The organism is Paenibacillus sp. sgz302115 (assembly GCF_056120445.1).
Genome location: NZ_JBVYOK010000010.1, coordinates 22,507 through 49,304 on the forward strand (window position 1 = coordinate 22,507; position 26,798 = coordinate 49,304).

Annotated in this window: 27 protein-coding genes and 1 pseudogene; 17 read left to right on the forward strand and 11 right to left on the reverse strand. The window is 48.4% G+C overall.

Annotation, left to right across the window (positions count from 1 at the left end; translation table 11 throughout):
• Positions 1-26: 26 nt before the first annotated feature.
• The 5 genes from wecB to AC0LWN_RS18795 are packed head-to-tail and all read left to right on the forward strand — an operon-like array spanning position 27 to position 4,635.
• On the forward strand, positions 27-1,121 hold the full coding sequence (gene wecB / locus AC0LWN_RS18775) for a non-hydrolyzing UDP-N-acetylglucosamine 2-epimerase (protein ID WP_458967853.1): 1,095 nt from the start codon (positions 27-29) through the stop codon (positions 1,119-1,121).
• The gene (locus AC0LWN_RS18780) at positions 1,111-2,097 is read left to right on the forward strand and encodes a polysaccharide biosynthesis protein (RefSeq protein WP_474667948.1); all 987 of its coding nucleotides are present in this window, start codon (positions 1,111-1,113) and stop codon (positions 2,095-2,097) included. Before wecB ends, AC0LWN_RS18780 begins: the two co-directional genes overlap by 11 nt.
• Positions 2,094-2,933 carry a dTDP-4-dehydrorhamnose reductase family protein gene (locus AC0LWN_RS18785; protein WP_474667950.1) on the forward strand — a complete coding sequence of 280 codons (840 nt, stop codon included), beginning with the start codon at positions 2,094-2,096 and terminating at the stop codon, positions 2,931-2,933. Before AC0LWN_RS18780 ends, AC0LWN_RS18785 begins: the two co-directional genes overlap by 4 nt.
• Positions 2,930-3,922: an NAD-dependent epimerase/dehydratase family protein gene (locus tag AC0LWN_RS18790; protein WP_474667952.1), complete on the forward strand. Its 993-nt coding sequence runs from the start codon at positions 2,930-2,932 to the stop codon at positions 3,920-3,922. Before AC0LWN_RS18785 ends, AC0LWN_RS18790 begins: the two co-directional genes overlap by 4 nt.
• Positions 3,919-4,635, forward strand: a complete 717-nt coding sequence (locus tag AC0LWN_RS18795; protein ID WP_474667954.1) for a glycosyltransferase — start codon at positions 3,919-3,921, stop codon at positions 4,633-4,635. Before AC0LWN_RS18790 ends, AC0LWN_RS18795 begins: the two co-directional genes overlap by 4 nt.
• 79 nt (positions 4,636-4,714) lie before the next feature.
• Here AC0LWN_RS18795 and AC0LWN_RS18800 read toward each other — a convergent pair whose 3' ends face one another.
• Entirely contained in the window at positions 4,715-5,785 is a 1,071-nt protein-coding gene (locus AC0LWN_RS18800; RefSeq protein ID WP_474667956.1) for a glycosyltransferase family 4 protein, read from the reverse strand.
• 209 nt (positions 5,786-5,994) lie between these two features.
• Between AC0LWN_RS18800 and AC0LWN_RS18805 the strand changes: the two genes are divergently transcribed.
• Entirely contained in the window at positions 5,995-6,939 is a 945-nt protein-coding gene (locus tag AC0LWN_RS18805) for a YhcN/YlaJ family sporulation lipoprotein (protein WP_474667958.1), read from the forward strand.
• 128 nt (positions 6,940-7,067) lie between these two features.
• Here the strand turns inward: AC0LWN_RS18805 and nagA are convergent, their stop codons facing one another.
• The 7 genes from nagA to AC0LWN_RS18840 all read right to left on the reverse strand — a co-directional run bounded on the left by nagA (position 7,068) and on the right by AC0LWN_RS18840 (position 16,643).
• The gene (gene nagA, locus AC0LWN_RS18810; protein WP_474667960.1) at positions 7,068-8,273 is read right to left on the reverse strand and encodes an N-acetylglucosamine-6-phosphate deacetylase; all 1,206 of its coding nucleotides are present in this window, start codon (positions 8,271-8,273) and stop codon (positions 7,068-7,070) included.
• Positions 8,261-8,989 carry a glucosamine-6-phosphate deaminase gene (gene nagB / locus AC0LWN_RS18815; RefSeq protein WP_474667962.1) on the reverse strand — a complete coding sequence of 243 codons (729 nt, stop codon included), beginning with the start codon at positions 8,987-8,989 and terminating at the stop codon, positions 8,261-8,263. Before nagB ends, nagA begins: the two co-directional genes overlap by 13 nt.
• On the reverse strand, positions 8,989-9,867 hold the full coding sequence (locus AC0LWN_RS18820; RefSeq protein WP_474668239.1) for a MurR/RpiR family transcriptional regulator: 879 nt from the start codon (positions 9,865-9,867) through the stop codon (positions 8,989-8,991). The genes nagB and AC0LWN_RS18820 overlap by 1 nt, the downstream gene beginning before the upstream one ends.
• A 449-nt stretch (positions 9,868-10,316) precedes the next feature.
• Positions 10,317-12,800, reverse strand: coding sequence for an FTR1 family iron permease (locus AC0LWN_RS18825; protein ID WP_474667964.1), 2,484 nt, complete (start codon positions 12,798-12,800; stop codon positions 10,317-10,319).
• 406 nt (positions 12,801-13,206) lie between these two features.
• The gene (efeB, locus tag AC0LWN_RS18830; RefSeq protein ID WP_474667966.1) at positions 13,207-14,496 is read right to left on the reverse strand and encodes an iron uptake transporter deferrochelatase/peroxidase subunit; all 1,290 of its coding nucleotides are present in this window, start codon (positions 14,494-14,496) and stop codon (positions 13,207-13,209) included.
• Positions 14,497-14,501: 5 nt separating this feature from the next.
• Positions 14,502-15,389 carry an iron uptake system protein EfeO gene (gene efeO / locus AC0LWN_RS18835; RefSeq protein ID WP_474667968.1) on the reverse strand — a complete coding sequence of 296 codons (888 nt, stop codon included), beginning with the start codon at positions 15,387-15,389 and terminating at the stop codon, positions 14,502-14,504.
• 276 nt (positions 15,390-15,665) lie between these two features.
• Complete coding sequence (locus AC0LWN_RS18840; protein WP_474667970.1) at positions 15,666-16,643, reverse strand: LacI family DNA-binding transcriptional regulator; 978 nt, start codon at positions 16,641-16,643, stop codon at positions 15,666-15,668.
• 386 nt (positions 16,644-17,029) lie between these two features.
• Here AC0LWN_RS18840 and AC0LWN_RS18845 point away from each other — a divergent pair, with 386 nt between their 5' ends.
• The 11 genes and pseudogenes from AC0LWN_RS18845 to AC0LWN_RS18895 form a co-directional block, all read left to right on the forward strand.
• Entirely contained in the window at positions 17,030-17,254 is a 225-nt protein-coding gene (locus AC0LWN_RS18845) for a helix-turn-helix domain-containing protein (protein WP_019908812.1), read from the forward strand.
• 201 nt (positions 17,255-17,455) lie between these two features.
• Positions 17,456-18,520 (forward strand): hypothetical protein, encoded by a 1,065-nt coding sequence (locus tag AC0LWN_RS18850; protein WP_474667974.1) that lies wholly within the window; start codon positions 17,456-17,458, stop codon positions 18,518-18,520.
• 226 nt (positions 18,521-18,746) lie between these two features.
• Positions 18,747-19,508 (forward strand): SagB/ThcOx family dehydrogenase, encoded by a 762-nt coding sequence (locus tag AC0LWN_RS18855; RefSeq protein ID WP_474667976.1) that lies wholly within the window; start codon positions 18,747-18,749, stop codon positions 19,506-19,508.
• Between the two features lie 226 nt (positions 19,509-19,734).
• Positions 19,735-20,193, forward strand: coding sequence for a hypothetical protein (locus tag AC0LWN_RS18860; protein ID WP_474667977.1), 459 nt, complete (start codon positions 19,735-19,737; stop codon positions 20,191-20,193).
• Between the two features lie 23 nt (positions 20,194-20,216).
• On the forward strand, positions 20,217-20,672 hold the full coding sequence (locus tag AC0LWN_RS18865) for a hypothetical protein (RefSeq protein ID WP_474667979.1): 456 nt from the start codon (positions 20,217-20,219) through the stop codon (positions 20,670-20,672).
• A gap of 175 nt (positions 20,673-20,847) precedes the next feature.
• The gene (locus AC0LWN_RS18870; protein WP_474667981.1) at positions 20,848-21,399 is read left to right on the forward strand and encodes a hypothetical protein; all 552 of its coding nucleotides are present in this window, start codon (positions 20,848-20,850) and stop codon (positions 21,397-21,399) included.
• 420 nt (positions 21,400-21,819) lie between these two features.
• Positions 21,820-21,957 (forward strand): DUF3953 domain-containing protein, encoded by a 138-nt coding sequence (locus tag AC0LWN_RS18875; RefSeq protein WP_474668241.1) that lies wholly within the window; start codon positions 21,820-21,822, stop codon positions 21,955-21,957.
• 194 nt (positions 21,958-22,151) lie between these two features.
• Positions 22,152-22,862, forward strand: coding sequence for a hypothetical protein (locus AC0LWN_RS18880; protein ID WP_474667983.1), 711 nt, complete (start codon positions 22,152-22,154; stop codon positions 22,860-22,862).
• 51 nt (positions 22,863-22,913) lie between these two features.
• Positions 22,914-23,354: an oxidoreductase gene (locus tag AC0LWN_RS18885; RefSeq protein WP_474667985.1), complete on the forward strand. Its 441-nt coding sequence runs from the start codon at positions 22,914-22,916 to the stop codon at positions 23,352-23,354.
• A 127-nt stretch (positions 23,355-23,481) separates the two neighbouring features.
• Positions 23,482-23,955: a M50 family metallopeptidase gene (locus AC0LWN_RS18890; RefSeq protein ID WP_474668243.1), complete on the forward strand. Its 474-nt coding sequence runs from the start codon at positions 23,482-23,484 to the stop codon at positions 23,953-23,955.
• Positions 23,945-24,061: pseudogene (locus tag AC0LWN_RS18895) on the forward strand (LuxR C-terminal-related transcriptional regulator); the annotation flags it as partial. The gene AC0LWN_RS18890 and the pseudogene AC0LWN_RS18895, both read left to right, overlap by 11 nt.
• Before the next feature lie 147 nt (positions 24,062-24,208).
• Here the strand turns inward: AC0LWN_RS18895 and AC0LWN_RS18900 are convergent.
• The 3 genes from AC0LWN_RS18900 to AC0LWN_RS18910 all read right to left on the reverse strand — a co-directional run bounded on the left by AC0LWN_RS18900 (position 24,209) and on the right by AC0LWN_RS18910 (position 26,119).
• Entirely contained in the window at positions 24,209-24,418 is a 210-nt protein-coding gene (locus AC0LWN_RS18900; protein ID WP_474667987.1) for a hypothetical protein, read from the reverse strand.
• 108 nt (positions 24,419-24,526) lie between these two features.
• Positions 24,527-24,913 carry a VOC family protein gene (locus tag AC0LWN_RS18905; protein WP_474667989.1) on the reverse strand — a complete coding sequence of 129 codons (387 nt, stop codon included), beginning with the start codon at positions 24,911-24,913 and terminating at the stop codon, positions 24,527-24,529.
• Between the two features lie 240 nt (positions 24,914-25,153).
• Positions 25,154-26,119: a bile acid:sodium symporter family protein gene (locus AC0LWN_RS18910; RefSeq protein ID WP_474667991.1), complete on the reverse strand. Its 966-nt coding sequence runs from the start codon at positions 26,117-26,119 to the stop codon at positions 25,154-25,156.
• Between the last annotated feature and the right edge of the window lie 679 nt (positions 26,120-26,798).

The following is a 26,798-nucleotide window of genomic DNA, read 5'->3' on the forward strand; positions in this document are numbered from 1 at the left end:
ACTGCTAATCAAAAGGGAGTGAACCCATGAAGATCATGACGATTTTGGGCACACGGCCCGAGATCATCCGGCTTAGTGTTATTATCCAGCTGCTCGATGAGCATGCCGAGCAGCATGTATTGGTGCATACAGGACAGAACTTCACCGCCAGTCTCAGCGGAATCTTCTTCGCGGAGATGGGTCTGCGGGCACCGGATTATGTGCTGCAGGATAAGCAGGCGGGACTGGGTGGGCAGCTCGCCGCGATGTTCGGCAGCCTGGAGAGCATCCTGGTGAAGGAGCAGCCGGACCGGATTTTGCTCCTCGGCGATACGAACAGCGCACTCTGCGCGATTCTCGCTGAGCGGATGGGCATTCCTGTAGTGCATATGGAAGCGGGCAACCGCTGCTATGATTTGAAAGTGCCTGAGGAGAAAAACCGCCGTGTCATAGATGCCGTCTCCACCATTAATATGCCCTATACGCAGCAGAGTAAAAGACATCTGCTCAGCGAAGGTTTTCCCAGCCAGCGTATTGTATTAACCGGCAATCCGATCCATGAGGTCATCACACATTATGAACAGCAGATAGGAAGCAGCGAAATTATGACCCGGCTGAATCTGACGGCAGGCGAATATTTTCTGGTCACCGCCCACCGGGCGGAGAATGTGGATGATCCCGGGTCCTTGCTGCAGATTATGTCAGGACTGAACCTGGTGGCTGAGCACTTTGGCCTCCGCCTGATCTGCAGCATCCATCCGCGTACCCGCTCGAAGCTTACCGGTCAAGATGAGCTGGTAATGAATCCGCTGGTGGAATTTCATGAGCCCTTCGGATTTTTCGATTTTGTCCATTTGGAGCGGTATGCCCTGTGCGCGATCACCGATAGCGGAACCGTTCAGGAGGAATGCTGCCTGATGGGTGTGCCGACTGTAACGATCCGCAGAACCACAGAACGGCCGGAAACCGTTGATTGCGGCAGCAATGTAGTGTCAGGAGTGGAGCGGGACAGCATTTTGCGCTGCACCCGTCTTATGACGTCACTGAGCCCGAAATGGGAGGCGCCGGAGGGTTATTTGACCCCGGATGTCTCAGTTAAGGTAGTCAAATTTCTGCTTGGAGGGAACCTGCATGTTCAATAATAAAAGGATTTTTGTCACAGGCGGAACCGGTTCCTGGGGGCATGAACTCATCCGGCAGCTTTTGCCTCAGAATCCGAAAGAAATTGTGATTTTCTCCCGCAGCGAGTCTGCACAAGTGGCGATGAGTCGCGAATATGAAGATTCCCGCCTCAGCTTCATCATCGGCGACATCCGGGACAAAGACGCTCTCACGGCAGCCTGCCGGGGTGTTGATTATATCTTTCATCTGGCGGCGCTCAAGCATGTTCCAGTCTGCGAAGACCAGCCATATGAAGCGCTTAAGACGAATGTAGTTGGCACACAGAATGTCATTGAAGCCGCTATTGCGAACAATGTGGAAAAAGCGATTTACATCTCCACGGATAAAGCCGCTAACCCGTCCAACTTCTACGGTATGACTAAGGCAATAGGCGAGAAGCTGTTCGTCTATGCCAACCTGCTTGGCTCGCAGACTCAGTTCGTAACTGTACGCGGCGGCAATGTGCTGGGTACAAACGGCAGTGTGGTCCATCTGTTCATGAAGCAGATCAAGGACAAGGGACAGGTGCGCATTACCGATATGAAAATGACCCGCTTCTTCTTTACCCTGCGCGATGCGATTACCTTGCTGTTCAAAGCTACTGAGGTGAGCATTGGCGGGGAAATTTTTGTGATGACCATGCCGACCTGCCGGATTGTGGATCTGGCAGAGGTACTGATTAAGGCTTCCGGCAAACCGGATGTAAGCATCATCGAAGCAGGCATCCGTCCGGGGGAAAAAATCCATGAAATCCTGATGAGCGATTTCGAGAGCCAGACAACGGTTGTCTACGATGAGCAGTACCTGGTCATTCTCCCTACGCTGGATATGCCGGAGCTGAAAGCCCATTACAGCGTGTATCCGCATGTATCCTTCAGCAGCTTCAGCTCGGAGAATAACCTGATGGACCAGGAGGAGATCAAGAACATCCTGATCCGGGGAGGGTTCCTACAATGAAGCTGCTTATCCTCGGCGGAAACGGTATGGCGGGTCATATGCTGGCGGATTATTTCCGCCGCCAGGGCAAGCATCACGTCTTCCATACAACCCGGGATAAGAGGGATCTTGGCGGGCTGTATATCGATGCTGACGATATCACCGGAGTAGAAAAACTGGTCGAAATCGTCTCTCCCCATTGCATCATCAATGCGCTTGGCGTGCTTAATCAATTTGCCGAACGCGATAAAATAGGCGCATACCATGTTAACGGGTTTCTGCCTCATCGCCTGCGGCGCGCCGCGGACAGTGTTCACGCCCGGCTTATCCACATCAGCACCGACTGCGTGTTCGAAGGAACGCGCGGCGGCTACACCGAAAACGATACGCCTGACGGCACCTCCGTTTATGCCATAACCAAAAGTCTTGGAGAGGTGCGGGAGCCTGGACATTTGACCATCCGCACCTCCATTATCGGGCCGGAAATCCGCTCCGGCGGCATCGGCTTGATGGAATGGTTTCTCTCGCAAAAGGGTCCGGTATCCGGCTATCAGCGGGTCATGTGGAATGGTGTTACCACTCTGGAGCTGGCCAAAGCCGTGGATTCCCTTTTGAATTCGGAGGTCTCCGGTCTGATTCATCTGGCTCATCCGGAGCCGCTCAGTAAATATGAGCTGCTTCTTCACATGCAGGCTGCGTTTGAAAAAAGGGATGTGAAAATCATTCCCGAGGCAACGCATATTCAGGATCGCACGCTGATCAGCACTAGAACAGACGTACATGTGCAGCTTCCTTCATATCCTGTCATGCTGACGGAGCTTGCGGCCTGGATGAACCAGCCGGGAATGCCCACATGACGGCTCGGAGAGTGCTCATTACCGGGGCCGCCGGATTTACCGGAAGGCATGCCGTGGCTTACTTCAGGGAGGCAGGAGCTGAGGTAACTGCCGTGGTTCGCCATCCGGTGGCGGACTCAGCCGTTTTTCCAGATGGTGTGAGGCAGCAGGTATGCGATTTGAGCGACCGCGAGGCGGTCAGGTCGATGATTGAAGAGGTCCAGCCGGATGAAGTGCTGCACCTGGCCGGCAAAAATTCGGTGCCGGAATCCTGGCGGGACCCTCTGCTCTATATGGAGACAAATGTTATGGCTACACTGTATTTGCTTGATGCGCTGCGCAGCCGGCCGGCCCGCCGTATTCTGGTGGCCGGCTCCCGGCTCAAGTTCCGTCCGGGCTTTTCAGCAGGGCCGCCTCACCCCTACAGTCTAAGCAAAACCCTTGAGGAACTGGTATCACTGGCCTGGGGCACATTGTTCAAGCAGCCCGTGCTGCTGGCGGAGCCCTGCAATCTGATCGGCCCCGGCCCATCCACCGGGTTTTGCTCCTTGCTTGCGCAGCATATTGTACGGACTGAAGCTGCGGCAGGCGCTTCTGGGGCTCCGCCGCCCTTCAAGCTCTCCTCGCGTTACGCCCTGCGGGATTTCCTGGATGTGCGCGATGCGGTTAGAGCGTATGACTGCATTCTGCGTACAGGAGAGACAGGAAGGGTGTACCGGATTGATTCCGGAACACAGCGGGGGTTAGGAGAGATTGCGGAACAACTGCTGGTTCATGCAGCGGTTCCGGTGGAGATAGACTGGGGACCAGAGAGCGCAGCACAACAGACAGCTGCCGTTCCAGGAACACAGCCGGCATCATCTGCTACTAATGAAGGATTATCCTCATCCTGTTCATCCTGTGAAGACAATGCCGGAAGCCTCGGCTGGGGTCCGCAAATCGGGCTTCCCCGCTCGCTTGCGGATATCATGGAGTATTACCGGGCTAGCAGCAAAGGAGGTTTTTTATGAAGCCGAAAGTGTCGATAATTATTCCTTTTTACAATTGTCCATATATTGAACAGGCGCTGCAAAGCGCCTTGGCCCAATCCTGGCAGCCTTGTGAAATCGTCGTGGTTGATGACGGCTCCACCATGCATACAGAGCGGATTACGCCATATCTGGAGCGAATCAACTATCTGGGCAAAAGCAACGGTGGTACCGCCTCAGCACTAAACCACGGCATCATGCATTCAACGGGTGATTATGTGGCGTGGCTGAGCTCAGATGATATGTTCTATCACGACAAGATCAACAACCAAGTGCTGTTTATGGAGCAGAACCGGCTGCTGATCACTCATACCAATTTCAATTATGTTAACGGAAATTCGCAATTGACCGAGATGAATGCGGCTTCGGCATTTCCTAGTCATCTTGAATACATGCGCAGTTTTTTGTATGGCAATCCGATTAACGGCTGTACGGTGATGATCAAACGGGAATTGTTCGGCGCTATCGGGCTGTTTGACGAAAGGCTGCCCTACACTCATGACTATGACCTGTGGTTCCGTGCCGTTCTGAACGGGTATCCGCCAATTCTGTTGAACCAGTCCTTAACCGCGTACCGGCGGCATGACGGTATGGGAACGATTAAGCATTATGACGCCATTCAGGCTGAAGCAGCCGCAACCAATGCCCGCTACAGACCTATGCTTAAGTCCATGATTACATCAATGGGAGGCTGAGCATAACCCTATCACAATAAAAAGAACCTTCAGCTCAACGTTATCCGGTGGGCTTGAAGGTTCTTTATTTTTGCCGCATCTAGTATATGGAAAAAGAATTCAGCATTTGGCGAAAGGATACGGCATACTGCCCGGAACCGAAATGGGTGACCATATGGCTTCGGCCCTGCTCACGGATGGCAGTGCGCAGCGGCAAATTATCCATCAGCTCCAGAGCTTCACCCACAGCAGCCTCAACATTACCTAGCGGGTAGAACTTGCCGGTAACATTATGGATAATAAAGGACCTTACACCGTCGGAATCGGTGCTGAGCACAGGACAAGTACAGCAGACAGCTTCTGCAACCGCATACCCAAATCCTTCTGTGATCGAAGAGGACAGCAAGAACCCGCCCGACCTCGTAATTGCGGAGTAATACATGGGCATCAGATGATTAGGAAGATTGGTAATAACATTCAATCGGTCGTTCAGCCCCAGGTACATAAGCTCGGCGTCGAATAGCTGCTTTTGCCCCTTTGAGGCAAGTTTCGGATCATGGAACATCCACAGGTGAAGGTTTGGCTTCTTGAGGCGGAGATGATAGGCAATTTTCAAGTACTCGCTCCAATTCTTATTAGGCTCCAGGCGTCCTATCCAGGCAATAACCGGATCAGAAGGAGAATCTCCGGGAGTTAGCTGGAATGACTGAACATCTACAATATTGGGAATGACAAAAAGCTGCAGCCAAGGACAGAGCGACGTAAACAGCTCCAGCAAATGATTTGTGGGCGGAATCAGTACTGCGTTGCTATAGTTGCTTAAAAAGGGTAAGGCTTGCAGTACCAGCTCTTTTGCCGCACTGCGGGTTCCGAGGCCCTGGGCTTCGTAGATCAGGGGGCCGCTAAACCCCAGCCGGCGCAGACGTTCAAGCATCAGGAAATCCGAGGTAACAATAATGGCATCATACCTGTGCGTATCGAGAACTGCCTTGATATCGGCATCCTCGGGAGCAATAAACACCGGGAAAGTCGGTACATTCTGTGTACCTGAACCCGGCATGATATATAGAACATGACATTCAATACCGCTGCGCTGAAGATTCTCGCACCGCAGCTTGTTCAGCGTCTCCACCCCGCCGCTCGGTACATAAAACGTAAATAAAACCTTCATGCTTATCCCTCCTGATTTCACCTTTCGGAGAAGCACCGGCGCTCTTTGCAGAATACGGCCTGATGTTAATATGTTACGCTGAATTCCTCTTACCGGTGACGATAACAGGCGCTAGTACCAAATCCTTTCAGCATAGCCTAATGGGATGGAGGCCATCCTAATGACTGTTACGTTGCACACATTACAACTTTAGAGATGGAGGATGAAACATGTTGCGATCGAAGATCAGCCTGTCGGTATCCGCCGCGCTGCTTCTGGGTATGGTAACTATTACAGGCTGCGGAGCCAATAACACAGCAACGGGGAATGTTCAGACCAAAAGTGTACGGGGGATGCATGACGGGCGTCTGAACGTAAACGCTGTACCGGGGAGAATGCACGTAAACAACTTTGATAATATGGAAATGAGCCAGGATCTGGCTAACCGGATTGCCGCATTGCCGGAGATCCGTTCTGCGCATGTAATGCTGGCCGGAAAAAGCGCCTATGTAGCTGTAACCCTCAATGAAGCCTCAGCTGGGACGCATGCGACAAGCATCACCGGCCGCCCTTCGCACTTGAACAACTATACCGGAATGGGGAGACCTTCCGGAATCCTGCCGGGCACAAGAGGGACGGTGACAACACCGGGAGTAACGGGTATCGGCAACCCTTCTGGAATCCTGCCAGGCACAAGAGGGACAGTGACAGGAACACCAGGAATGACCGGTATGGGAGGTTCAATGACGGGAGTTCCGGGACATTATACCGGTAGAGGAACTGTTGGCGGAACAGGACTAGTTACCCCAACCCCTGGAACCTATGTGGGGAATAATACCGTCGATGGCCGCCGTTTGAAGCATGATCTTGATGTAAACATGGGGACAGCGGCCGGAACTCGTACCATTACACCTAATAGTAATATTGCCCCATACAGCACCAATAACGTGACTCACAACGATAGGGTTACCACGGAATTGAAGAACAAGATAGCTGATGAGGTGAAAAAACACCACAAGGGCATCGACAATGTCTACGTGTCGGCGAATCCCGATTTCGTGCAGCGGGCCAACTTCTATGCTGATCAAGTCCGTGCGGGACATCCGCTGAAGGGCTTTGCCAATGAATTCCGCATCATGGTTGAGCGTATTTTCCCTACGCGCAGCGGGTATTAATCGCTGACCTTGACCTGGGATAGTATTCCTGAGGAAGTTTGGTTTTATTCAAAAAAAACGCAGCCACCCTTCCGGCTTAACCGACAGGGGATGGCTGCGTTTTTGAATTTTGGCATATAGTCTGAGAATTACGATGATTCAGCCATTTTACGCCCGCCTATCCAGACTCCGCGCAATTCAAGCGCGTCATCAAGCAGCAGGACATCTCCGCGTTTTCCGGCTTCCAGCGAACCGGTGGTCCGCTCCAAGCCGAGCGAAATTGCCGGCGTCAGGCTGGCGGCACGGGAGGCTTCCTCCAGACTGAGGCCAATCTCCTGCACCAGATAACGGAACCCGCGAATCATCGTAAGGGTGCTTCCTGCCAGAGCTTCCGGGTTCTCCTTCAGCCTGGCAACGCCGTCACGGACCAGTACCGGAAGATCACCGATGGTATATTCACCATCGCTTAGTCCGGTTGCTGACATAGCGTCTGTAATCAGTATGAGATTATTGGCGTTCTTGAGCCGGGACAGCACAGTAATTGCTGCCGGATGCACATGAATGCCGTCGGCAATAATCTCTGCACGGATACGCGGATCGAACATAATGGCGCCTGCTGCGCCCGGTTTGCGGTGATGAAGCGGGGTCATGGCGTTGAACATATGAACGGCCTGATTCAGTCCGGCATCGGCTGCGGCAATAACCTCTTCAAAAGTAGCATTCGTATGTCCGAGAGCCGCCGTAATTCCATGCTTGCGCAGCCATAGAACAGCTTCCAGTGCACCTTCGCATTCCGGGGCCAGTGTAACCTGCCGGATGATTCCCGGGTACTGCGCCTCCCATTGCTCCAGCCAAGCGATATTGGCGGGAACAATATGCTCCGGATTCTGCGCACCCGACCATTTCGGGCTAATGAACGGACCTTCAAGATGCAACCCTGCGAGCTGGGCATAAGGCATCCCGGCGGTACGGAAGGCATCCACTTCAGCGATAACGCGGTCAATAGACTTTTTGTCCGCAGTCATTGTGGTAGCCAGCATTGTTGTTGTCCCCTGCGATGCATGAAACCGTGTAATGCTCTCCAGGGCTCCTGCATCTGCGTACATGAAGTCATGGCCGGCTCCGCCATGCACATGGACGTCAATAAATCCCGGGATCAGCAGGCCGCCGTTGTTTTCTGCTTCGCCGACAGGCCAGCAGGCATAGGCTTCGGGGAGCCAGGCGGCTTCTCCGACATAATGAATGGCCTCTTCCGACAGAGCGACAACCCCTTGTTCAATCCAGCCGGAGGGGGTCAGGACCTTTCCGAACAGCAGCTCACCAGTGGTGCTCTTCGTGTTGTTTACTTCAGCCATTTTGCAGCACCTTCATCCAGGAGCACAACGACATTCGGATGGCTCTGCAGCAGTGAGGCGGGACATTGTGTCGTGATCGGTCCCTCCAGCGCGTTCTTTACTGCTTCAGCCTTCTCCTCGCCGCGCACTAATAGTACAATTTGCCGTGCTTTAAGAATACCGCCGATGCCCATCGTTACCGCCTTGCGGGGCACATCCTCCTGACTGTCGAAGAAACGGGCATTTGCATCCAGCGTTTCTTGCAGCAGGTCAACGACATGTGTGCCGCTGCTAAGGCTGGCATCCGGCTCATTGAAGCCGATATGGCCGTTGCTGCCAATGCCAAGGAGCTGCAGGTCCACCGGACCGCCTTCCTCCAGCAGCTTATCATATGCAAGGCACTCGGCATCCAGATCTGCTGCATTGCCGTTAGGGACATGCGTCTTCGCCAGGTCAATATCAATATGATTAAATAGCTGCTCATTCATGAAGCTGCGGTAGCTCTGCGGGTGATCCACGGGCAGGCCCACATATTCGTCGAGATTAAAGGAAGAGGCTTTGGCAAAGCTGACGATGCCCTTGCGGTGCATCTCCACCAGCTTGGCATATACACCGATTGGCGAGCTTCCTGTAGCCAGGCCGAGAACAGCCTTCGGATTGCTCTGCAGCAGACTGACAATCAGGTTTGCTCCTGTCTGTGCGAAATCCTCATCATTTTTAAACTTTAAAATATTCATTAAGATTGACCTCCCCGTTTATGCCGATAATGTTGGACATTCAAATAAGACTGCTCCAGCTTAGGGATAAAATCTCCAAACCGCGTGCTGACCATTCCGGTGAACAAAATATCAATAATGTGGAGCTGCGCAATCCGCGAAGCCATATCGCCCCGCCGCATGCCCTGCTCCAGTGAGGAAGAGAACAGCGGAATGTCCGCCAGCGTGGACAGCGTGCTGCTGCCATAAGAGGTCAGCGAGATGGTGGCCGCGCCGCTGGCTGCAGCACAGCTCAGGGCATCAATCGTTTCCGGGGTTTCCCCGGAATAAGAGACAGCGAACGCCACGTCGCCTTTAGTGAGCGAAGAAGCGGAGGTAATCTGCATGTGGGAATCGGCAAAGGCCGTGCAGTTTACACCGATGCGGACCAGCTTCTGGTAGAAATCCTGGGCTACGATGGAAGAGGTCGCCATCCCGTACAGATCGACCCGCCGCGCTTGGCACAATACATCAATGGCGCTCTGCATCCGGTCAAGGTCAAGCAGCGAGGTTGTGTCACGGATCGAAGCCAGATGGTTGGCCTGCATGGCCTGGGTAATTACTGACAGCGGATTGCCCGCAACAATATCCTGGTAAGATGAGCCGCCATCCTGCGGGAAAACATCGCTATGGGCGAGTTCCGCCGCCAGCTTGACCTTGAAATCCGGGAACCCTTTGAAATGCAGAACCTTGCAAAAACGTGTGATCGTAGCAGGGCTGACTCCGCACTGCTCCGCCAGCTCGGTAATGCCCATATGGACGATTTCCCCGGGAGAGGCCAGAATACGCTCCGCGAGCTTGCGTTCCATTTGGGAGAGCTTGGACTTCCCATGCTCAAGAGCATGCAGGATAGGAGACAAAAGCTCCACCTTCTTTTCTCCAAATATAATGTAAAATTATTTTTACAAATAATGCAATATACAAGAAAATTATTTTCATAATCAGAATAAAACAAAACACTGGAGCTTGCAAGAGGGACTTTTCCCGTACAGCAAGAAAAAGCCTCCTTCAGGCGGCAGCGGAACTGCGGTCCGCAAGCCTGAAGGAGGCTGGTAAGCTTTACTGGTAGGTCGTCAGACTTAGAGCCACGAATAGAACCGTCTCCTGATCGGAAACGTCTGCCCGTTTGTAACGGAACGAGCCGCTCTTATTTCTACTGGAAGTCATTTTTCCGCATGTGAACGGACTCCAGAGCCTTTAGGGGCGGACATTCACACCAAATATACCTGCCGAAGAGGCGATAAGCGCTTTCCGGTCCGTTAGCTCGGCTAAATGTATCCCTTTCGGGAACTCCGCCTGAAATGCAGGCTTATCCGGTTGTACGCGATTTGCCGGATGCTCTGCCGCGCAGCAGCTCCCAGAAAATGAAGACCAGGATAAGAAGCTGAGGCACCAGCGTTTCCCAGGTCGGGTACAAGCCGAGCCAGCCGATGGAAGGCAGACCTCTCTCGGAATGTGCAGGCAGCTTGTCCGCCACCTGGAGCGCGTGGATACTCTCGCCTAGGAAGCGGAACACTAAGTAATAAATCAGCACGGTTGCTGTACGGAAGAAGGCGGCAATCGGCAATTTTGCACTTAGGGCGATAATGGCGTAACCCAGGATAATGAGCACCACAAGCGCGCCTCCGATTCCTAGCAGGAGCTGCGAGACGGCAATCGAAGGAGCCATTCCTACATAGAAAATCGTCGTTTCCGCCCCTTCACGCAGAATCGCAAGCAGGGCTATGAAAAACAGCGACCACAGATTGCCTTTAGCCAGAGCGCCATCGACCTGCCTGCCCACATAGTTATTCCATGCGGCAGTACTCGACTTGCCATGAAGCCAGCGGCCGATGGTCAGCATCATCACCACGGCAACAAGTCCGGCAATGCCCTCAATCAGCTCGCGTGCTCCACCGGAAGCCGCTTTGGAGAGCGTAAGGCTCAGCAGGATAGCTAGCCCAATGCTGCCGGCAAGACCGGCTGCTGCACCGGACCAGACCCAGCGCTGTGTTTTGGGTGTGCCGTCTCTTTTGAGATAGGCGAGGAGGGCAGCGAGCACAAGGATAGCCTCCAGGCCCTCGCGGAGCAGAATCAATGCAGCATCCCAGGCTGTATAGCTTGTATCACCGGCCAGCGGCGTCAGCTCAGCCAGCATATTGTCCATTGCCGAGAGCGCCTGTTCAAGCTTAGGCGGATTGGAGAGAAGGTCTCCGGTTACAGCCGCGCTTTCATTCTCGATATTGGCATAGACCTTGGGGGAAGCAATCTGCACCTGCCCTTCGGCCGAAGGCCAGACGGAGATGAACTGCTCCATGATTCCGGCCGCCCCGGCGCTGTCACCGGCCTTTGCGGCTGCCAAGGCTTTGTTCAGGTAGCTGATGAGTCCCTCAATAGTTGCAGGTTCGGTTGATACATTCGCGGTATCGACCGCTTTGCCTGCGCTGTAATCAGCCAGCAGTGTATACAGCGCTTCCGCCTCCGTCTTCGCCGCATCCTCGCGCCTCGGCTCGGCCTGCAGCGCAATCCGCAGCAGGCTCATCTTCGTCTCCAGCAGTCCGTACACTGCCGGATTGTCCTTGCGGATGCCACGCTCCACCGGCGTCCATCCGCTGACTACGGCGCGGTACGCTTCCGCCGCCGCAGTCCAATCGGCGCTGCGCGCCGCATCCCGCACGCGCTGCGCAGCGGGCAGCAGCTTCGCCGCCGCGTTCCGCCCGGCGGCGGCTGTGTCCACGCCGCCTGTGCCGGAGGCGGCGTTCACATACGCGTCCACGCTTCTAGCGAGCGTGGACAGTGCGGCTTTGGCGGGCGTGCCGCCGCCCGCCGCAAGGGTCTTCGCCGCGTCTGCGAGCGCGGCGTCAACTTTGGCAGCCGGACCGGCGAGTGCCGGGTCCGGCGTGCCTTCGTTCGCGGTGCGCCACAGCGCCGCGAACGATTCCACATCGGCGGCGGCCGCGTCCCAGCGGCCCTGGCCGGCTTCGACGAGCGCGCTGCCGACCGGCGGCAGCAGCTCGTCATGCGGCCCTTCCGCCGCCGAGACCGCTGCTGGCTTGTAGAGCAGCAGCAGGAACAGGCAGCCGAAGAGTACGGCTGCCTGCAGTCCCCGGCGCTTCGCCAGCCGGAGCAACAGCGCTGCGGCCGACTGCGAGCGCTTAGCTTGCTCGCCGCGAGCCGCTGCGCTCATCCCTGGCCGCTCCTCCAGCCTTGTAGATGCTGGATGCTCACTGCAATCCGCCGCTCTCATCTCTGAGCGCTCTTCCGGCCCCGTACGTGCTAGTTGCTCGCCGCGAGCCGCTGCGCTCATCCCTGACCGCTCCTCCAGCCTTGTAGATGCTGGATGCTCACTGCAATCCGCCGCTCTTATCTCTGAGCACTCTTCCGGCCCCGTACGTGCTAGTTGCTCGCCGCGAGCCGCTGCGCTCATCCCTGGCCGCTCCTCCAGCCTTGGAGATGCTGGTTGCTCACTGCAATCCGCCGCTCTGATCTCTGAGCACTCTTCCGGCCCCGTACGTGCTAGCTGCTCGCCGCGAGCCGCTGCGCTCATCCCTGGCCGCTCCTCCAGCCTTGTAGATGCTGGTTGCTCACTGCAATCCGCCGCTCTCATCTCTGAGCGCTCTTCCGGCCCCATACGTGCTAGTTGCTCGCCGCGAGCCGCTGCGCTCATCCCTGGCCGCTCCTCCAGCCTTGTAGATGCTGGATGCTCGCCGCAATCCGCCGCTCTTATCCCAGACCGCTCTTCCGGCCCCATAAGCATTAGCTGTTCGCCGCGAGCTTGCGACCTATGCTCCTTAACCTGCAAAAGTAATAACATCGGGCCCTCCCTTTCAACTATAACCAGGCAGTCAGATTAAGGCTTGTTCCTTGTAATCCTATAGTTACTTAACCTGCCCGCTTTTTCATTTTTGAGGTAATTTTCAGGAATAAATAACTGGCGTGGAATTTCTCCACTTCATTCCGCTAAGTGACCTCACCCCCGGATGGTTAGTGGGAAAAAGTCCACTTATTTCCTTATAAAATCACTGAATGGATGGAAATGGAGAGAATTAAGTCTACTTTTTCCATCTAATCTCCAAAAAATCGGTGAAATTCGCAAATTAGGTTTCCTTTTTCCACTTCATCCAATCTCGTGGTTCATTTCGTAAGCGATTGCCCGAGGCAGAAATGCCGTTGTTGAAGCCCGGTGCTCTGTTTATTCTTTACCGTTCATCCGTCAGCTCCTAGCCCAGCAGCGCCTCCCCGATATAGCCGCCTTCACGGACGCCGGGGAGGCAGGCAAATACCGCGCTGCCGGTGTGGACCATATATTCGTTCAGGCGGTCGTTCTTAGCGAGCCGCTGCTGGATGCTTACGAACTGCTTCACCAGATCCTTCTGAAAGCTGATGAACAAGAGCCCTGCATCCAGTTGCCCTGTGGTCAGATCTATTCCGCTGGAATAGGAGTAGGAGCGGCGGAGTATTTTTACCGTACCGTCACCATGCGCGAGAGCGGAATGGGAGTCGGGAGGAATGACCGGTTTGCCTGTAGCGTCTGCCGCTTCCAGATTCAGCTTGGCGAATTCGTCGGTAGCTCCAATGGGAGCGCCGCTCTGCCGGTGCCGCCCGAAGGTGGCCTCCTGATCGCTCAATGTGGACCGGTCCCACACCTCAATCCGCAGCCGCACGCGGCGCACGGCCATGTAGGTGCCGCCGTTCATCCAGGCGGGGCCTTCGCTCCCGCTCCAGACGACCTTGCGCATCTCGGCATCGTCTTTGACATCCGGGTTACCCGTTCCGTCCTTGAAGCCAAGCAGATTGCGCGGTGTAGCTCCTTTAGGGTCAGCGGCGCCTGTGCGCTGGAAGCCTTCCTGCGTCCAGCGCAGCACGGCTGTGCCGCGGGCGATGCGGGCGAGATTGCGGATGGCATGGAATGCCACCTGCAGATCATCGGCGCAGGCCTGCACACAGAGATCGCCGCCGGACCACTGCGGCTCCAGGCTGTCTCCCGCGAATGCCGGGAGATCGGCGAGCGTGGACGGACGCTGCGAGGACAGCCCGAACCGTCCGTCAAAAAAAGCAGGTCCCACCCCAAAGGTCAGCGTACACTTGGATGGTGTAAGTCCATCTGCTTCCCCTGTGTCCGAAGGAGGAAGATTAGGGTTATCGTTGACGCTGCCGATCAGGCTGCCGGAGGTTAAGGCTGCGGCGGCTGTAGTCCATGCTTGCAGCAGCTTTTTCACGTCAGCCAGCTTCGTTGTGGTGAGATCAAACGCCGCGAAGCAGAGAAAATTTTGGGCAGGTGTCAGAATACCCGCCTGATGAGTACCGTAGAAAGGGATACTGTCAGCACCGGAAGCTTGCGGAGGTGCTGCTGCCTGTCCGGCGGCCATAATGCCGCCCACGCTTCCGCCGCCCAGCAGCAGGCCAAGGCCCGAGGCGCCGGTAAGCCGCAGCATTTCGCGGCGGCTTAGCTTCTGATCAAAGATTCCAGTGCTCTTGTTGTCGTCCTTAAGAAGATTCTTCTTTTTCATCCCGTTTACACTCCTAGAATAGTTCCCATATTGGATAACGGCTCAGCCAAAGCATCCAAATTCTGGCTTAATGTACGCACCTGGTCTTCCTTCAGCGTTTCATAGGACACATAACCATCCCCGGATTTAAATGGGGCCAGTTCAGTCAGCAGCGCATCGAACCGTTCGCCAATTGTCTTCTCCAGTTCGGGATCTTTTTTAGCCAGCTCCGGTTTCAGCAGCTCATAAATTTTTTGCGCCCCTTCCACATTGGCCACAAAATCATAAAGGTCCGTATGAGAGTAACGTTCTTCCTCACCGGTTACTTTAGAGGAGGAGACCTCGTTCAGCAGCTCTACTGCACCGGTAACAAGCAGGCTGGCGTCAATCTCCACAGTTTCCACCTTGGCCCGCAGCAGCTGTGCATCCTTCAGCAGCCCATCCGCCACATCCGACATACCCTCAGTAGTATTTTTTTGCCACAGTGACTGTTCAATCTTATGGAAGCCGCGCCATTCGGCCGGATCTACATCATTTTCGCGGGCATCAATATTAGGGTCCAGATCTCCAAGCGCTTCGGCAATAGGCTCAATCCGTTCATAGTGCATGCGGGCCGGGGCATATAGTGCCTTGGCTTCATCAAGCTTGCCTGCTTTTACAGCATTGGTGAAGGCTTCGGTTTGTTTGACGAACTCATCGCTTTGCTGAGTGGCATAGGTGCGGTATTGTTCGATTGCGGCTGTGAAATCAGCGGCGGGCGCGGTATTGGCACTGTCAGCGGTAGCAACTGGAGCACTGGTCACAGCACTGCCACTTTCTGAGCTGCCAACGTTATTGTTGGCATTGCTCGCACATCCGGTGAACAAAATAGAAGCCGCAAGCAGACTGGCGGGAACAGCATAACTAAACTTCAATAAAAACACCCCTTTTTGTGTATGCAAATGATAATCGTTATCAATTATAGGATTTATCATAAATGCCCGTACATAGGCTGTCAACACAAAAATGTGATTTACATCATAGCCATGTCAACGCAAAAAAACCTCCCATAATCGGGAGGCTGCATCACACCTGAAACCGCTGCTTAGCTGAAAAATAGCTGAAATTGATCTTACGCTGGCGCCTATTGGCTTGAGCGGCCATTACTCGCAGGTGTTTTCGGCGTTTATGCAACGATGTAATTCATCTGCTTAGACTGTAGAACGCTCAATGATCCGGTACTCGAGCTTCCGGTATACCGGGCAATGGCTGCCGCCGTTAATCTGCTCATGGAAGATGCGGAAGGCGGCCGCTCCCATCTCGTAGAGCTGATTGTCAATCGTAGTGATTTCCAGCAGCCGCCCGATGGGCTGGTTGTCGATACCCATCACCGCCAGATCCCCCGGGATGCTCATGCCGTGCTTACGGGCTTCAATGATAAGACCTGCGGCGATATGATCGCCGGCAATTATCATCGCCTCCGGCCGTTCAGGCATTGTTAGTAACTGCTGTGCTATTGCCGCTCCACTCTCCTCATTCATACAGTCAAAGATCATCCACTCGTCATGGAAGGGCAGACGTTTTTCAGCAAGGAACTCATGATACGCGGACTGGCGGAAAGAGGAGCTGCTGCCGTTCTGTCTGCCTTCACAGTAGCCAATTTTGCGGTGTCCCTTGTCGTACAAATACTGCAGGCCATGACGGAAAGCGGCATAATGCTCAATATATACAGAAGAGTAGCAGTGCTTCCCGCTATTTTGGCAGGTCACAATCGGCCCGTAAGCGGTATATTCTGCGATGATCTCAGGCGTTAGCGCTGTTGAGACGATGACCACACCGTCAATCTCCTTATTGCGCAGCATGTCCAGCACCTTAAGCTCCTCTTCGCGGGAATAGTTGGTCTGGCACACAATCAGCCGGTATTGGGCAATCAGCGCCTCATGGGCAAGCCCGTCCATCACAATCGAGAAGTAAAAAGAATTGATATATGGAAGAATCACCGCAACCGCTCCGGTGCGGCCAGTGATCAGATGAACGGCGTTCATGTTGCGTGTATACTTCAATTGTTCTATTGTTTCGAGGACAACGGCTCTTTTGTCCTTGCTGACATAAGGATGGTTATTCAGCACGCGTGATACGGTGGTTACGGAAACCCCGGCAATGCGGGCGATTTCTTTAATATTGGCCATCGGCGGCGGCGCCTCCTGGTGCACTAATGATATGGCTCTATTTTATCATAATGCCCTTTGGGAAACTCTCACAATAAAAAGCTTGCTATGGAATCCATTTCATAAAATACACTGAATGTGCAGCAGCATTACCGGACTAAACCGGCGTAACCGAAAAGGGCGTGACGGACCGGTAAGCTGCGCTTGAATACCGCCGGAAGGCGGTTTTTTAACTGTATATGCTGATAAAATGATTAATCCCCGTACTGTCTGTGATCCGCCTCCAGGACTCCGCCCATTTTCATGCTGTGACCGCACCATTGACATTCCCTCTACATAGTATGATTTGACTGTATCCCTTTACCTTGTTATACCAAACAAACCCAGGGCAAGGAGGGGTGACACCATTGAAGGGGAACGAACATCACAGCAAATTCCTGTTGACGCATCGCGAGCGCGAAGTATTCGAGCTTCTTGTACAGGACAAAACAACACGGGATATTGCCGGATTGTTATTCATCAGTGAAAAAACCGTCCGCAACCACATCTCTAACGTCATGCAAAAATTAAACGTAAAAGGCCGTTCGCAAGCGGTTGTCGAGCTGATTAAGCTTGGGGAGCTAAAAATTTAGCTGCCGTGCTTCGGAGTGACGCGTTTAAGCCTTCTTTTGCCCCTAGGGGCGAGGGGAGGTTTTTTGTTATATAGGGATTTCTTCAATTAAACTGTATTCTTTTCCCTGAAAGGGAAAATTGGAGGTGAAAGTTTGAAAAACGTCGAATTTATAATTTAGGGAAAAAAGGGTAATGTAGAAGATGATATTTTGGGGGAGCAGATGAAGAAGATTATAGCTGTGGGAATGTTAGCACTGGTTATTAACGATATTACGGGATGTACTTTTGACAAGAGTGAGTCGAATTATGCAAAGAATAAAACAAACACGGCAGTTGTGCATAGTGTAGGAAAGATCGACACTGAAACTGTGGCTTCCATAAAGAAAATAAATAATACAGATCCGAAAGTCATCATTACAGATTTAGGGAAATGGCAACATCCGGTAAAAGAGGTTTTCAAGAAAAATAAATTAACGCTAGTAAGAGTGGAATTAACAAATAATAGAACTTACCCAACATTCATTGTGAAATCCCTTGAGGGAATCTCAGCAGAAAGCTCGGATTTTCTATACAGTCTCTCTGAGAAAAATGGATATTGGGATTTCAGAATCATGGATGGAACAAGATTTATTAATGTTTACTGTGACAAAACAAAAAAAATAATAACTAAAGCAGAATCTAACGAAAAAACGATGGATATTGCTGATATAATTTTTTCTGAATATAACGGGGTTTGGCTTGATGTTTCTTTTGCTAATCAAACAGGATATTACAGTAAAATGAATATTAAATTTTTGGGGAATAACCACGCCCATGTAGTACTTGAAAGTTCAACGGATCAAACAGGCACATCACAAATAGTTAACAATGTTTACTTTGACTATAACCAGGAAGCTAAGTTAACAGGGGTAGATTCATTTGGCAATACCATTAAAGCAAAAATCTCCCTTTATGATGGGGATGTTTCTTTTACTTACCTCTCAAGTGATGGTTATAAGGGGAAAAAGAATATATTTACGGTTGGCTTTGGGAGGTTTGTAAAAGAGGCTGATTACTTGAATGTTCAGAAATCTATGAAGATTTTAATAACTAAATATGGTTTTGTAGATAATAGTAAAGGATTCTATATCCCCAAGTATGAAGATGAATCTTTATATTTTGGTTATGAAGGGAAAACAAATGATGGAAGATACAGAATAGGAGTGAGATATTGTAGAGACACTGTTATTTATGCATGGTATCTAGTTAACCCGAATACTAAAGAAGTTGAAGTGGAGAATTATTAAAGGCTTTTTCAGGGTGATCAAGTGACTTGAGTACATAGTTTATTGAATTGGATTTTCTTTTTTCGAAGATAGTAGTTCTCTTAATGTTTAAGCCTTCTTTTGCCCCTAGGGGCGAGGGGAGGTTTTTTGTTGCTCACCCAAACAACTGAATTAGTGAGTTAGATCACAATCTAATTTTTATGAAATGATAAATTAAAGCTAATAAGGTAATCTAGGGGGATCTGTTATGACAAGATACGAACAGCAAAGGCGTTTTCTAAAATCTAATTTTCATGAATTTAAACATATAAAGACAGATAAGATCAAAGGGCTTGCACAACCGCCAATTGTTAAGCCTTTTGAACCGAAATCACCGATTATTGATTTGCCAAAGGTCAGTAAAGACGTTGTGTGTAATGACAACATTTTTGATTGTATAAATCAAAGAAGAAGTACAAGGTTTTATTCTCCGGAAACTTTAAGTCTGGATGAGTTATCCTATTTATTATGGGCTACCCAAGGGATTACTGGTATTAATAAGAACGGACTTACGCTGCGAACTGTACCATGCAGTGGGGCGACACACACTTTTGAAACCTATTTAATTATTATGCGGGTAGAAGGCATTGAGCAAGGAATCTACAGATACCTTCCTCTAGAACATAAGCTATTATTTATGTTTGAATTAGATGAACTTGAACAGAAGATTGATGCGATTACTTTAGATCAGCCATTTGTCCCTAACTTTGCAAAAAAAGCTTCTGTACTGTTTGCATGGAGTACAACACCCTATCGCTCCGAATGGAAGTATGATATTTCAGCTCACAAAAAAATCCTTATCGACGTTGGACATGTATGCCAAAACCTTTATTTAGCCAGTGAATCTATCGGTGCGGGTGCTTGCGCAATTGGAATCTATGATCAAAAGTTGATTGATGAGATTTTAGAATTAGACGGTGATGAAGAATTTGTTATCTACCTTGGCGCAGTTGGGAAGAAACGAGAGTAGCTGCTCGCATTTCTGAATACAGTGACAGCTTAATAAATGACTCCAAAAGCATTGGAACCTTTGAGGTTGAACAACCTTAAGGGTTCTTTTTAATTCCCAATATTTAGAATGGTTGATATACTGGAGGAGGAAAATTGGAGAGATAAAACTGAAGAGAATATAAGGATCGACACTCCTTGGTCTTCAGAGGAAATAGCCCAAAAAACATAGAAAAGAGCGAATAACTATGAATATACAAAAAGAATTTATAAAGAATGAAGATTTAGTTGGTGTATGGTCATCAGAAGTATTTTACTATACCTCTTTTGAGGATACTCGTTTGATTTTTCAAAGTGATGGAAAAGGTTGCTATCTATTTATGAATCCCTTCATGGAGGATATAACTTTATTTCATTGGAGAGTCGAGAAAGATGTGCTGTACTTAAACTTAAAAGGAAATCTCATTTTTGATGAAACAACAGACAAGGAAGAAATTACAATGGAAAAGTATGAAGGTGAGACGAAAGAGAGATTTATTATTGGAAAAGGACTGAATCTAGGTGGTGAAGAAGTAGAGGTGATCTCATTTTTTAATCCACTCATGCAAGGAATTAACTCCCAAATATTCGGTTTGGAAACAAAGGATGTAGACAATAACAGTCAAATCCAAAAGATAAACGAGTGGCCACAGAAATCTTGCCTGTAATTCAAGGAGATGGAAGTAAACTCATGGTTGATCAAATCATTAGGTGTACTGCTATTGGTGTATACGAGCATATATTAACTCGCGGAAAAGACTATGAAGTAGTGGATACGGATGAGTGTAAATACAGGATTGTTGGAGATCACGGAAGAAGAGTCTGGATTTCAAAGGATTATTTTTCAACGAGTAATGAATCGGTATTGATTATGCAGAATTGGTATTTTGATGATGATATTGAATCCAATCGTTTTGTAGAAGTGACCCTAAGCTTTAGTGATGGTTCTAGGCGATGGTGTAACTTAACGACTCCGGAAAAACTAGTTGAACACTTCAATAATGAATTTATGGACCCGCATGGAATACATATGAAGCATTTAATCATTATGAAGACCCTGAATAGAGAAGTGGTTGAGCAAACACTAAAGTACTTGGACAACCAAAATGAACTGATTGACATAACTATACCTCTACTTGAAAGTTGAATCGAGAGGGCAAGGGAATCACAAAACACCGGATTCATGCTACTTCGCTAACGCTCCTTGTTCTATCAGACACTAGAACGAGGAATGGCAGACTTGCAACCTTACGGGTTAGTGAATACAACAATGTTGCATGAAAATTCTGGTGAAAAATAAAAACCTCGAGAGTAGGGTGTCTGTGAAGAATATATGGTCATACATTCTCAATTTTATCTTGTTGATGATACCAACTGTATTGTTGTTAGTGTTACTAATCTACCTTTTTCCCTATACAGGATTAGGAAGAATTGCATCAATTCCAATTACAATAATTATGAATTCATTAGTCATTTTACTCTGTTTAGTTATTACTAAGAAAGTACTATGGATTAAAATCTCAAAGATTTTAATAACGATTTTAATAACGATATGGATAACAATTGCTTGTTATCCGCAAGAGTTTAACCCACCCGTATTAGTACAGAGCAAGAACGCAATTCATGCTATTCAAGAAATTGATAACATTACGAAAGAAGATCTAAATGTTAACGGAAACGTTAATAATCCAAGATATGTAGTAGCCTTGTATAAATATAGAGATGAAATACTCGATGATGGCACATATCAGCTTTATCAGCAAGATAATGAATATTTTTATGATTACAGTATAGATGATGTAAATGAAATCGGTTCAAAGTTGATCGGATATCATAAGGTCATGTGGTGGTATTTAAAGGCACTAAATATTTAATGTTAGATTATTCAAAGTATACCGGTAACTTCAAATAACACAGCATTCAAGCATCGAACCATGAGGCCTTTGGGCCCGCGGGGTAGCACTTTCAAAGAAGCATATCCGTTTCAATGAGCAGATTGCTCCATACCGATCAGGATTAACCTATGTTAATGGATTCTGGATGATTAGTGGAGTACACTAGGGTACAAATCCAGATCGTCACGGAATATGGTGTTGTTGGAGTGGTACCCTTCAAAAATACGAGTAGGATGTTGTGGTGCGATTTTTTGATGCGGAGGCGCTTCCGGGTAAAAACAATATTGCTGGGGGGGAGCTAATTTGCTTAAAATCAGTAAATTTGTTGTAGTAATAATTATAATTATTTCATCAAGTTATGCTCTAATTACTAAGAACTTTGAGTTTATGCCGTATATGATGTTCTTCTTAGGAGTTCTTATGTTGTTGATGGGTCTAGAAGAGCTTCAAAAAGGTAAAAAGAGATTTTGGTATATGAGTATTGTTGTCTCATTGTTCATTTTTGTTGTTAGTATACAGACCTTGTTAGTGAATTAACGGGACGCGTTTAAGCCTTCTTTCATCCCTAGGGGTGAGGGGAGGTTTTTTGTTGTAAAAAAAGGTTCCATTTTTTGATTTCCAGTATTTAGAATGGTTGATATACTGAAGGAGTAAAAATACGCAAATATATCAGGAAGCAACCTGATACCTAACGGCTTTTGTTCAAATATTATGAAATGGCAGGGAGCTATATGAAAAAAAGAACAACAAAAACTATAAGCTTATTCTCGATAATTATATTAATAATAATAATTGTTCACTTAGTTTTCTATTTGATAGCCCGTCAACAAGCCGTACATTATATAGATAATAAATATTATAAAATGAATATGAAAGTCGGTTGGCCAAGCCAAAGTATTTTTAATACTATCTTTGACGGTTGGTATAGTGTTCCTGTTTATACCGTCAACAATGGAATGAACATTAAATTCTATGTGAATTTAAATATGTTTGATGGCATAAGAGATGATGACTTGTTGAGTTGGGCTATAAAAGCAGATGCTGAAAGGCAATTTACTAAAAATGTGCAGGAAATCATTCCTAGCGCTACAGTGTCTTCTATTAATTTATTCCCACTCGATGAAAAAAGCTACTTTAAAAAGTTTGGGACCCAAAATATCCGCTACGTTCATAATGATCGTTCAAGAGATAGTTATACTTATTCTGTCTTTATTGATTGGGTAGAAAAAAGGGAGTTATCACAGGCTGAATTTGTAGCTAAAAGTGAGGCTGTGGGTAAGCATTTTTTATTTGATTATCCTGTCTATGAAATCACCTTTTCTTACAAATATCGAGAAGATGAGGATACACGCACCTCTATTAGATCATCAAAAGATGGACCATTGACCAAAGATATAGATGTTGAATTGCTTCAAAAAAATATTAGTACTGTCAAACATTGAATTCGATTTCTAAGTAATATCAAGAAGACGTCAACCACTAGAGGAGGGAATATGAGAACCATAAATCAATTACAAACTAAACCTTCAAGCCGATACGATAGCTGTGATCCGGAACAAGAAGGAAATAAAAACACTAAATTTGCTGATATGATCATTGATGGCAAGTCACTATACCAAATGCTAAAAAAGCATGATATGGTTCCGTCCTTCGGTTGGGGCAGTGAAGAGCATCAAAGACAGATAATTAATTATTTCTTATTGAAGCAGCCTCACGAATATTTATACTACAGATACCCAATCCTAGTCTGTCCTTGGTGTGGAGATGAAGAATGTGGCTTTATATCAGTATTTATTGAGAGAGAAGCGGATCTTATTATATGGAGAGATTTCAAGCTAGAACCTGGTAATAAAGCTATTAATATTGGGCCTTTTTATTTTAAGTGGGAAGAATACGAAATAGTTATAAATGAGACATTCGGAACTGCTGGGTAGAAAATTATATGAAGGTAGGACATTGATGTTGAACCGAACCACCTTTTATATAATCTTTTTTATTGTAATACTTATATTGTTATCTATTATTGAACCGTCAATCAAGGTGGGATTGTTCATTTCAATTATGATCACCTTGTTCAAATATCTGGATACGTTCTTGCATGAGCTTGGACATTTTTTGGCAGGAAAGTTAGTTGGGTATGACATAGAAAGCGTAGAAATAGGAGGGCGGAAACAACTTTTAAGTGTAAAAATATTTGGAACATCATTTATATTCTGCTATGGATTTGGCGGGTTAACTGTTATAGGAAGCAGTGTTGAGAACAGCAGGCTGCGTTTTGCCGCTTTTGCTTTAGGAGGAGTAATGTTTCAAGTTTTTGTCATTAGTATTGTCTACATATTGCTTGGTATTGGTAATGAGGAAAATTATTTTCTTCCCCTAGTATTTATGATTTTGAATCTAAAAACAATAGTAACTAACCTGTACCCAAGGATCTTTACTCAGGATGGAAAGGCATATCCTAGTGATGGTTTACTTTTAAAAAGAATAATTCAGATGAAGAAATATAATGATGGAAGTAACTCAGATAACAAATGACTTAACAACACAGGATATTACCGGATTGTTAATTATCAGTGAAAACACTGTCCGCAACCACATCTCTAACGTCATACAAAAATTAAACGTAAAAGGCCGTTTGTAAGGGGGGGAGACTACTCGGCGAAATACAGGTTGTGACAACCTTTAGATTATCGCTACAGGAGCTTGAACGCAGTGACTAGAAATCAACGACAGATCGACTAAAGCAAATATAAGCCAAGCGATAGCCGTCCAAGGCTTGTCACTTGGCTTATTTAGTAACTTTAATTTCCAATGTTTCGAAATCCGCTTTGCATCCGGTTCTCAGCATAAAATCAATGCCGAGCATCCCATCAAAGCCATAAGGCTCTTGTATAGAGGCGAGCTGAATCGGAAAATCGTTCAAAGTAATGTGTTCAATTTGAAGGCCAGGAATCCGCTGTTCGTAGCAAATTTCACTTGTTCCTCCTACTCCATACATTCGTTTGGCTCTTCCATTAATAAAGTCAATGTGAATGTCAATTTCAGCTAATGCATCCGTATCAAATACGGTGGGTGGCTGGGAGTAATGCTCGAAAAGTGGAACCAGTTATTTGCTGACAGTTACTTCGCTCATCAGGGCATGTACGTTTTGGTCTGGGTCATGGAAGAACGCCATCCAAGTTTCGGTTTGACCCATCTCAGAAATTTTATGTGGCTTGCCTAAGAAATCTACATTACGATTGACTAATGCTTCGTACGCAGAGTTAATGTTGTCAACCTTGAAATAGAATACAGAACTGGGATGATCGAACTTAGGATTTTCGGGAATGCTCAGCATAATTTGAATACCGTTGCATTCGAAAAACGTCATGTTTGGAATCTGAAACAGCATGTTAAGACCTAGAGTTTCTTGGTAGAATCGTGTGGCAATCTCCATGTCATGCACACGAATGGATACTTGCCCAATACCGTTAATAATAAATTCTGCACTCATTGACGTTCTCTCCCTTACAAGATTGTATTCATGTAGTAAATATACCAGATGCAGATCAAATAGTGCTAAAATCACTTTTATTAAGGTCTGGATGTGTGCTGAACCCTGATAGTGTAGCTGCTGTGCTTCGGAGTGACGCATTTAAGCCTTCTTTAGCCCCTCCCAATTGTGCATTTTAAGGCCCATGTCACTGACATGGGCCTGCTCTATTAGCGCTACTATTGTGAAGGGAAATTCAAGTCAGGCGGCGGAGACAGTGTCGGAATGCTCTAGCCTGGTACGGCGACCGAGCAGGAAGCCGACCAGGGAAGCCAGCATTTGCTGAAATATCATGCCGAGTACAACAGGAACAGCGACCGGAGCGGGAAAATAGGTAACCGCCAAAACGGCTCCCGCACTGATATTGCGCATGCCTCCGTTGAAAATAAGCGCTGTCTGATCCGCTTCGCTCCAGCCCATCAGCTTGGAGAGGCTGAAACTCAGCAGATAACCTGTGGAGGCGAGCGTAACGATCAAAGCCGCCAGGCCGACCAGCCGCCAGCTAAAATCTGTCAGATAAGGGGCGACAACCGAACCGTTAATCGCGATCACTGCTGCCATAGCCAGCTTGGAGAATGGGTTCATTCTCGGACTCCAGACTGGTACAATGGCTCCTTTACTCCATTCATTCAATACCATGCCCAGCAGCGAAGGGACGACAATCATCCAGAACAGGCTGCTCATCATGGCTGTCACGTCCAACTGCACATTCGCTCCGATTAACAGCGAGAGGATGCCGGGCACGGCGAAAGGGGCCACGATGGTGTCAATGAGGATAATCGACAGAGTCAAGGCGATATTGCCTTTATAGATATGGACCCAGATAAAGCTGCTTACCCCGGTTGGGATAACCGCAGCCAGAACAAGTCCGGTAATCGTATACGTGTCCCCCGGAAAGGTTAAATGTCCGAATGCCAATGCAATTATGGGCATAGCCACATGCAGAATGAATAGACATACAAATAGCGGAGCGGGTTTTTTGATTACGTTCAATAGGTCCCTGAAGCCCAGACTGATGCTGCCGGCAAAGGTCATAAAGGCAAACAGCCACGGCGACAAGTAGGTAAAAGAAGACAAGCGGCTGCCGCAGATTACGCCGATGAGAATGCTGAGCGGTGTAATCAGGGGCATCATGCGGTTCAGCCGCCGGTTCAATGAGTGAAGCATATCGAATAACTTCCTTCGTAATTATAGGATGTAACTACTATATACCATTAAGACGAAGAAAGAGACATTTTTTTCGGAAGCTGCCTTTTATACGGAGGTTGAAGGTCATTCATCCAATCCTCAATTTGCTGCACACAATTATCAATTCTGGCTTGCTCTGATTTGGGCTTGATTTCGATTCTTTCGATAAGGCTTCATAACCATCATGCTCCCTTGGGAAAAGGCCCGGCCCGCAGGAGTTCCAAGGGGAAATACTTCTACGGGCTGAGCGTGATGGCAATCTTATTGTTATCTGAGAACATAATTATCACCCGCTTACTAGGTATATGATTAATTGGAGTAGTAAAATTAGTATCGGTTCTTTAGTTGCTAATTTCAAATGATAATCAGAATGAAGTGTACGTAAAGGAGTGATATGATACAATCCAGAATAAGGAAGATATGGTGCGGATGCCAAGCGCCCAGGAAATCCCCGGGTCCTTCGCACCTCGGATTTTGTCGATTTAAGAGGAATTCAGCATATTCCAAAAAAATCAACCTCCCATTTATACTTATTATGCAACTAGTTTCTCACAAATATATCGGATACATCTAAGTGCTGCATCAATGGTATGTATTTTCGCTGTCGCACTCCGTGTGGAGTGTGTGGATTGAAATACCCATGCTGCTTTCATGCGAT

Bases quoted from the DNA above. Each gene is read 5' to 3' on its own strand.
- wecB (WP_458967853.1), top strand. From the start codon at position 27: ATGAAGATCATGACGATTTTGGGCACACGGCCCGAGATCATCCGGCTT.
- AC0LWN_RS18780 (WP_474667948.1), top strand. From the start codon at position 1,111: ATGTTCAATAATAAAAGGATTTTTGTCACAGGCGGAACCGGTTCCTGG.
- AC0LWN_RS18785 (WP_474667950.1), top strand. From the start codon at position 2,094: ATGAAGCTGCTTATCCTCGGCGGAAACGGTATGGCGGGTCATATGCTG.
- AC0LWN_RS18790 (WP_474667952.1), top strand. From the start codon at position 2,930: ATGACGGCTCGGAGAGTGCTCATTACCGGGGCCGCCGGATTTACCGGA.
- AC0LWN_RS18795 (WP_474667954.1), top strand. From the start codon at position 3,919: ATGAAGCCGAAAGTGTCGATAATTATTCCTTTTTACAATTGTCCATAT.
- AC0LWN_RS18800 (WP_474667956.1), bottom strand. From the start codon at position 5,785: ATGAAGGTTTTATTTACGTTTTATGTACCGAGCGGCGGGGTGGAGACG.
- AC0LWN_RS18805 (WP_474667958.1), top strand. From the start codon at position 5,995: ATGTTGCGATCGAAGATCAGCCTGTCGGTATCCGCCGCGCTGCTTCTG.
- nagA (WP_474667960.1), bottom strand. From the start codon at position 8,273: ATGGCTGAAGTAAACAACACGAAGAGCACCACTGGTGAGCTGCTGTTC.
- nagB (WP_474667962.1), bottom strand. From the start codon at position 8,989: ATGAATATTTTAAAGTTTAAAAATGATGAGGATTTCGCACAGACAGGA.
- AC0LWN_RS18825 (WP_474667964.1), bottom strand. From the start codon at position 12,800: ATGTTATTACTTTTGCAGGTTAAGGAGCATAGGTCGCAAGCTCGCGGC.
- efeB (WP_474667966.1), bottom strand. From the start codon at position 14,496: ATGAAAAAGAAGAATCTTCTTAAGGACGACAACAAGAGCACTGGAATC.
- AC0LWN_RS18840 (WP_474667970.1), bottom strand. From the start codon at position 16,643: ATGGCCAATATTAAAGAAATCGCCCGCATTGCCGGGGTTTCCGTAACC.
- AC0LWN_RS18850 (WP_474667974.1), top strand. From the start codon at position 17,456: ATGAAGAAGATTATAGCTGTGGGAATGTTAGCACTGGTTATTAACGAT.
- AC0LWN_RS18855 (WP_474667976.1), top strand. From the start codon at position 18,747: ATGACAAGATACGAACAGCAAAGGCGTTTTCTAAAATCTAATTTTCAT.
- AC0LWN_RS18860 (WP_474667977.1), top strand. From the start codon at position 19,735: ATGAATATACAAAAAGAATTTATAAAGAATGAAGATTTAGTTGGTGTA.
- AC0LWN_RS18865 (WP_474667979.1), top strand. From the start codon at position 20,217: ATGGTTGATCAAATCATTAGGTGTACTGCTATTGGTGTATACGAGCAT.
- AC0LWN_RS18875 (WP_474668241.1), top strand. From the start codon at position 21,820: ATGTTCTTCTTAGGAGTTCTTATGTTGTTGATGGGTCTAGAAGAGCTT.
- AC0LWN_RS18880 (WP_474667983.1), top strand. From the start codon at position 22,152: ATGAAAAAAAGAACAACAAAAACTATAAGCTTATTCTCGATAATTATA.
- AC0LWN_RS18885 (WP_474667985.1), top strand. From the start codon at position 22,914: ATGAGAACCATAAATCAATTACAAACTAAACCTTCAAGCCGATACGAT.
- AC0LWN_RS18890 (WP_474668243.1), top strand. From the start codon at position 23,482: ATGATCACCTTGTTCAAATATCTGGATACGTTCTTGCATGAGCTTGGA.
- AC0LWN_RS18900 (WP_474667987.1), bottom strand. From the start codon at position 24,418: ATGTATGGAGTAGGAGGAACAAGTGAAATTTGCTACGAACAGCGGATT.
- AC0LWN_RS18905 (WP_474667989.1), bottom strand. From the start codon at position 24,913: ATGAGTGCAGAATTTATTATTAACGGTATTGGGCAAGTATCCATTCGT.
- AC0LWN_RS18910 (WP_474667991.1), bottom strand. From the start codon at position 26,119: ATGCTTCACTCATTGAACCGGCGGCTGAACCGCATGATGCCCCTGATT.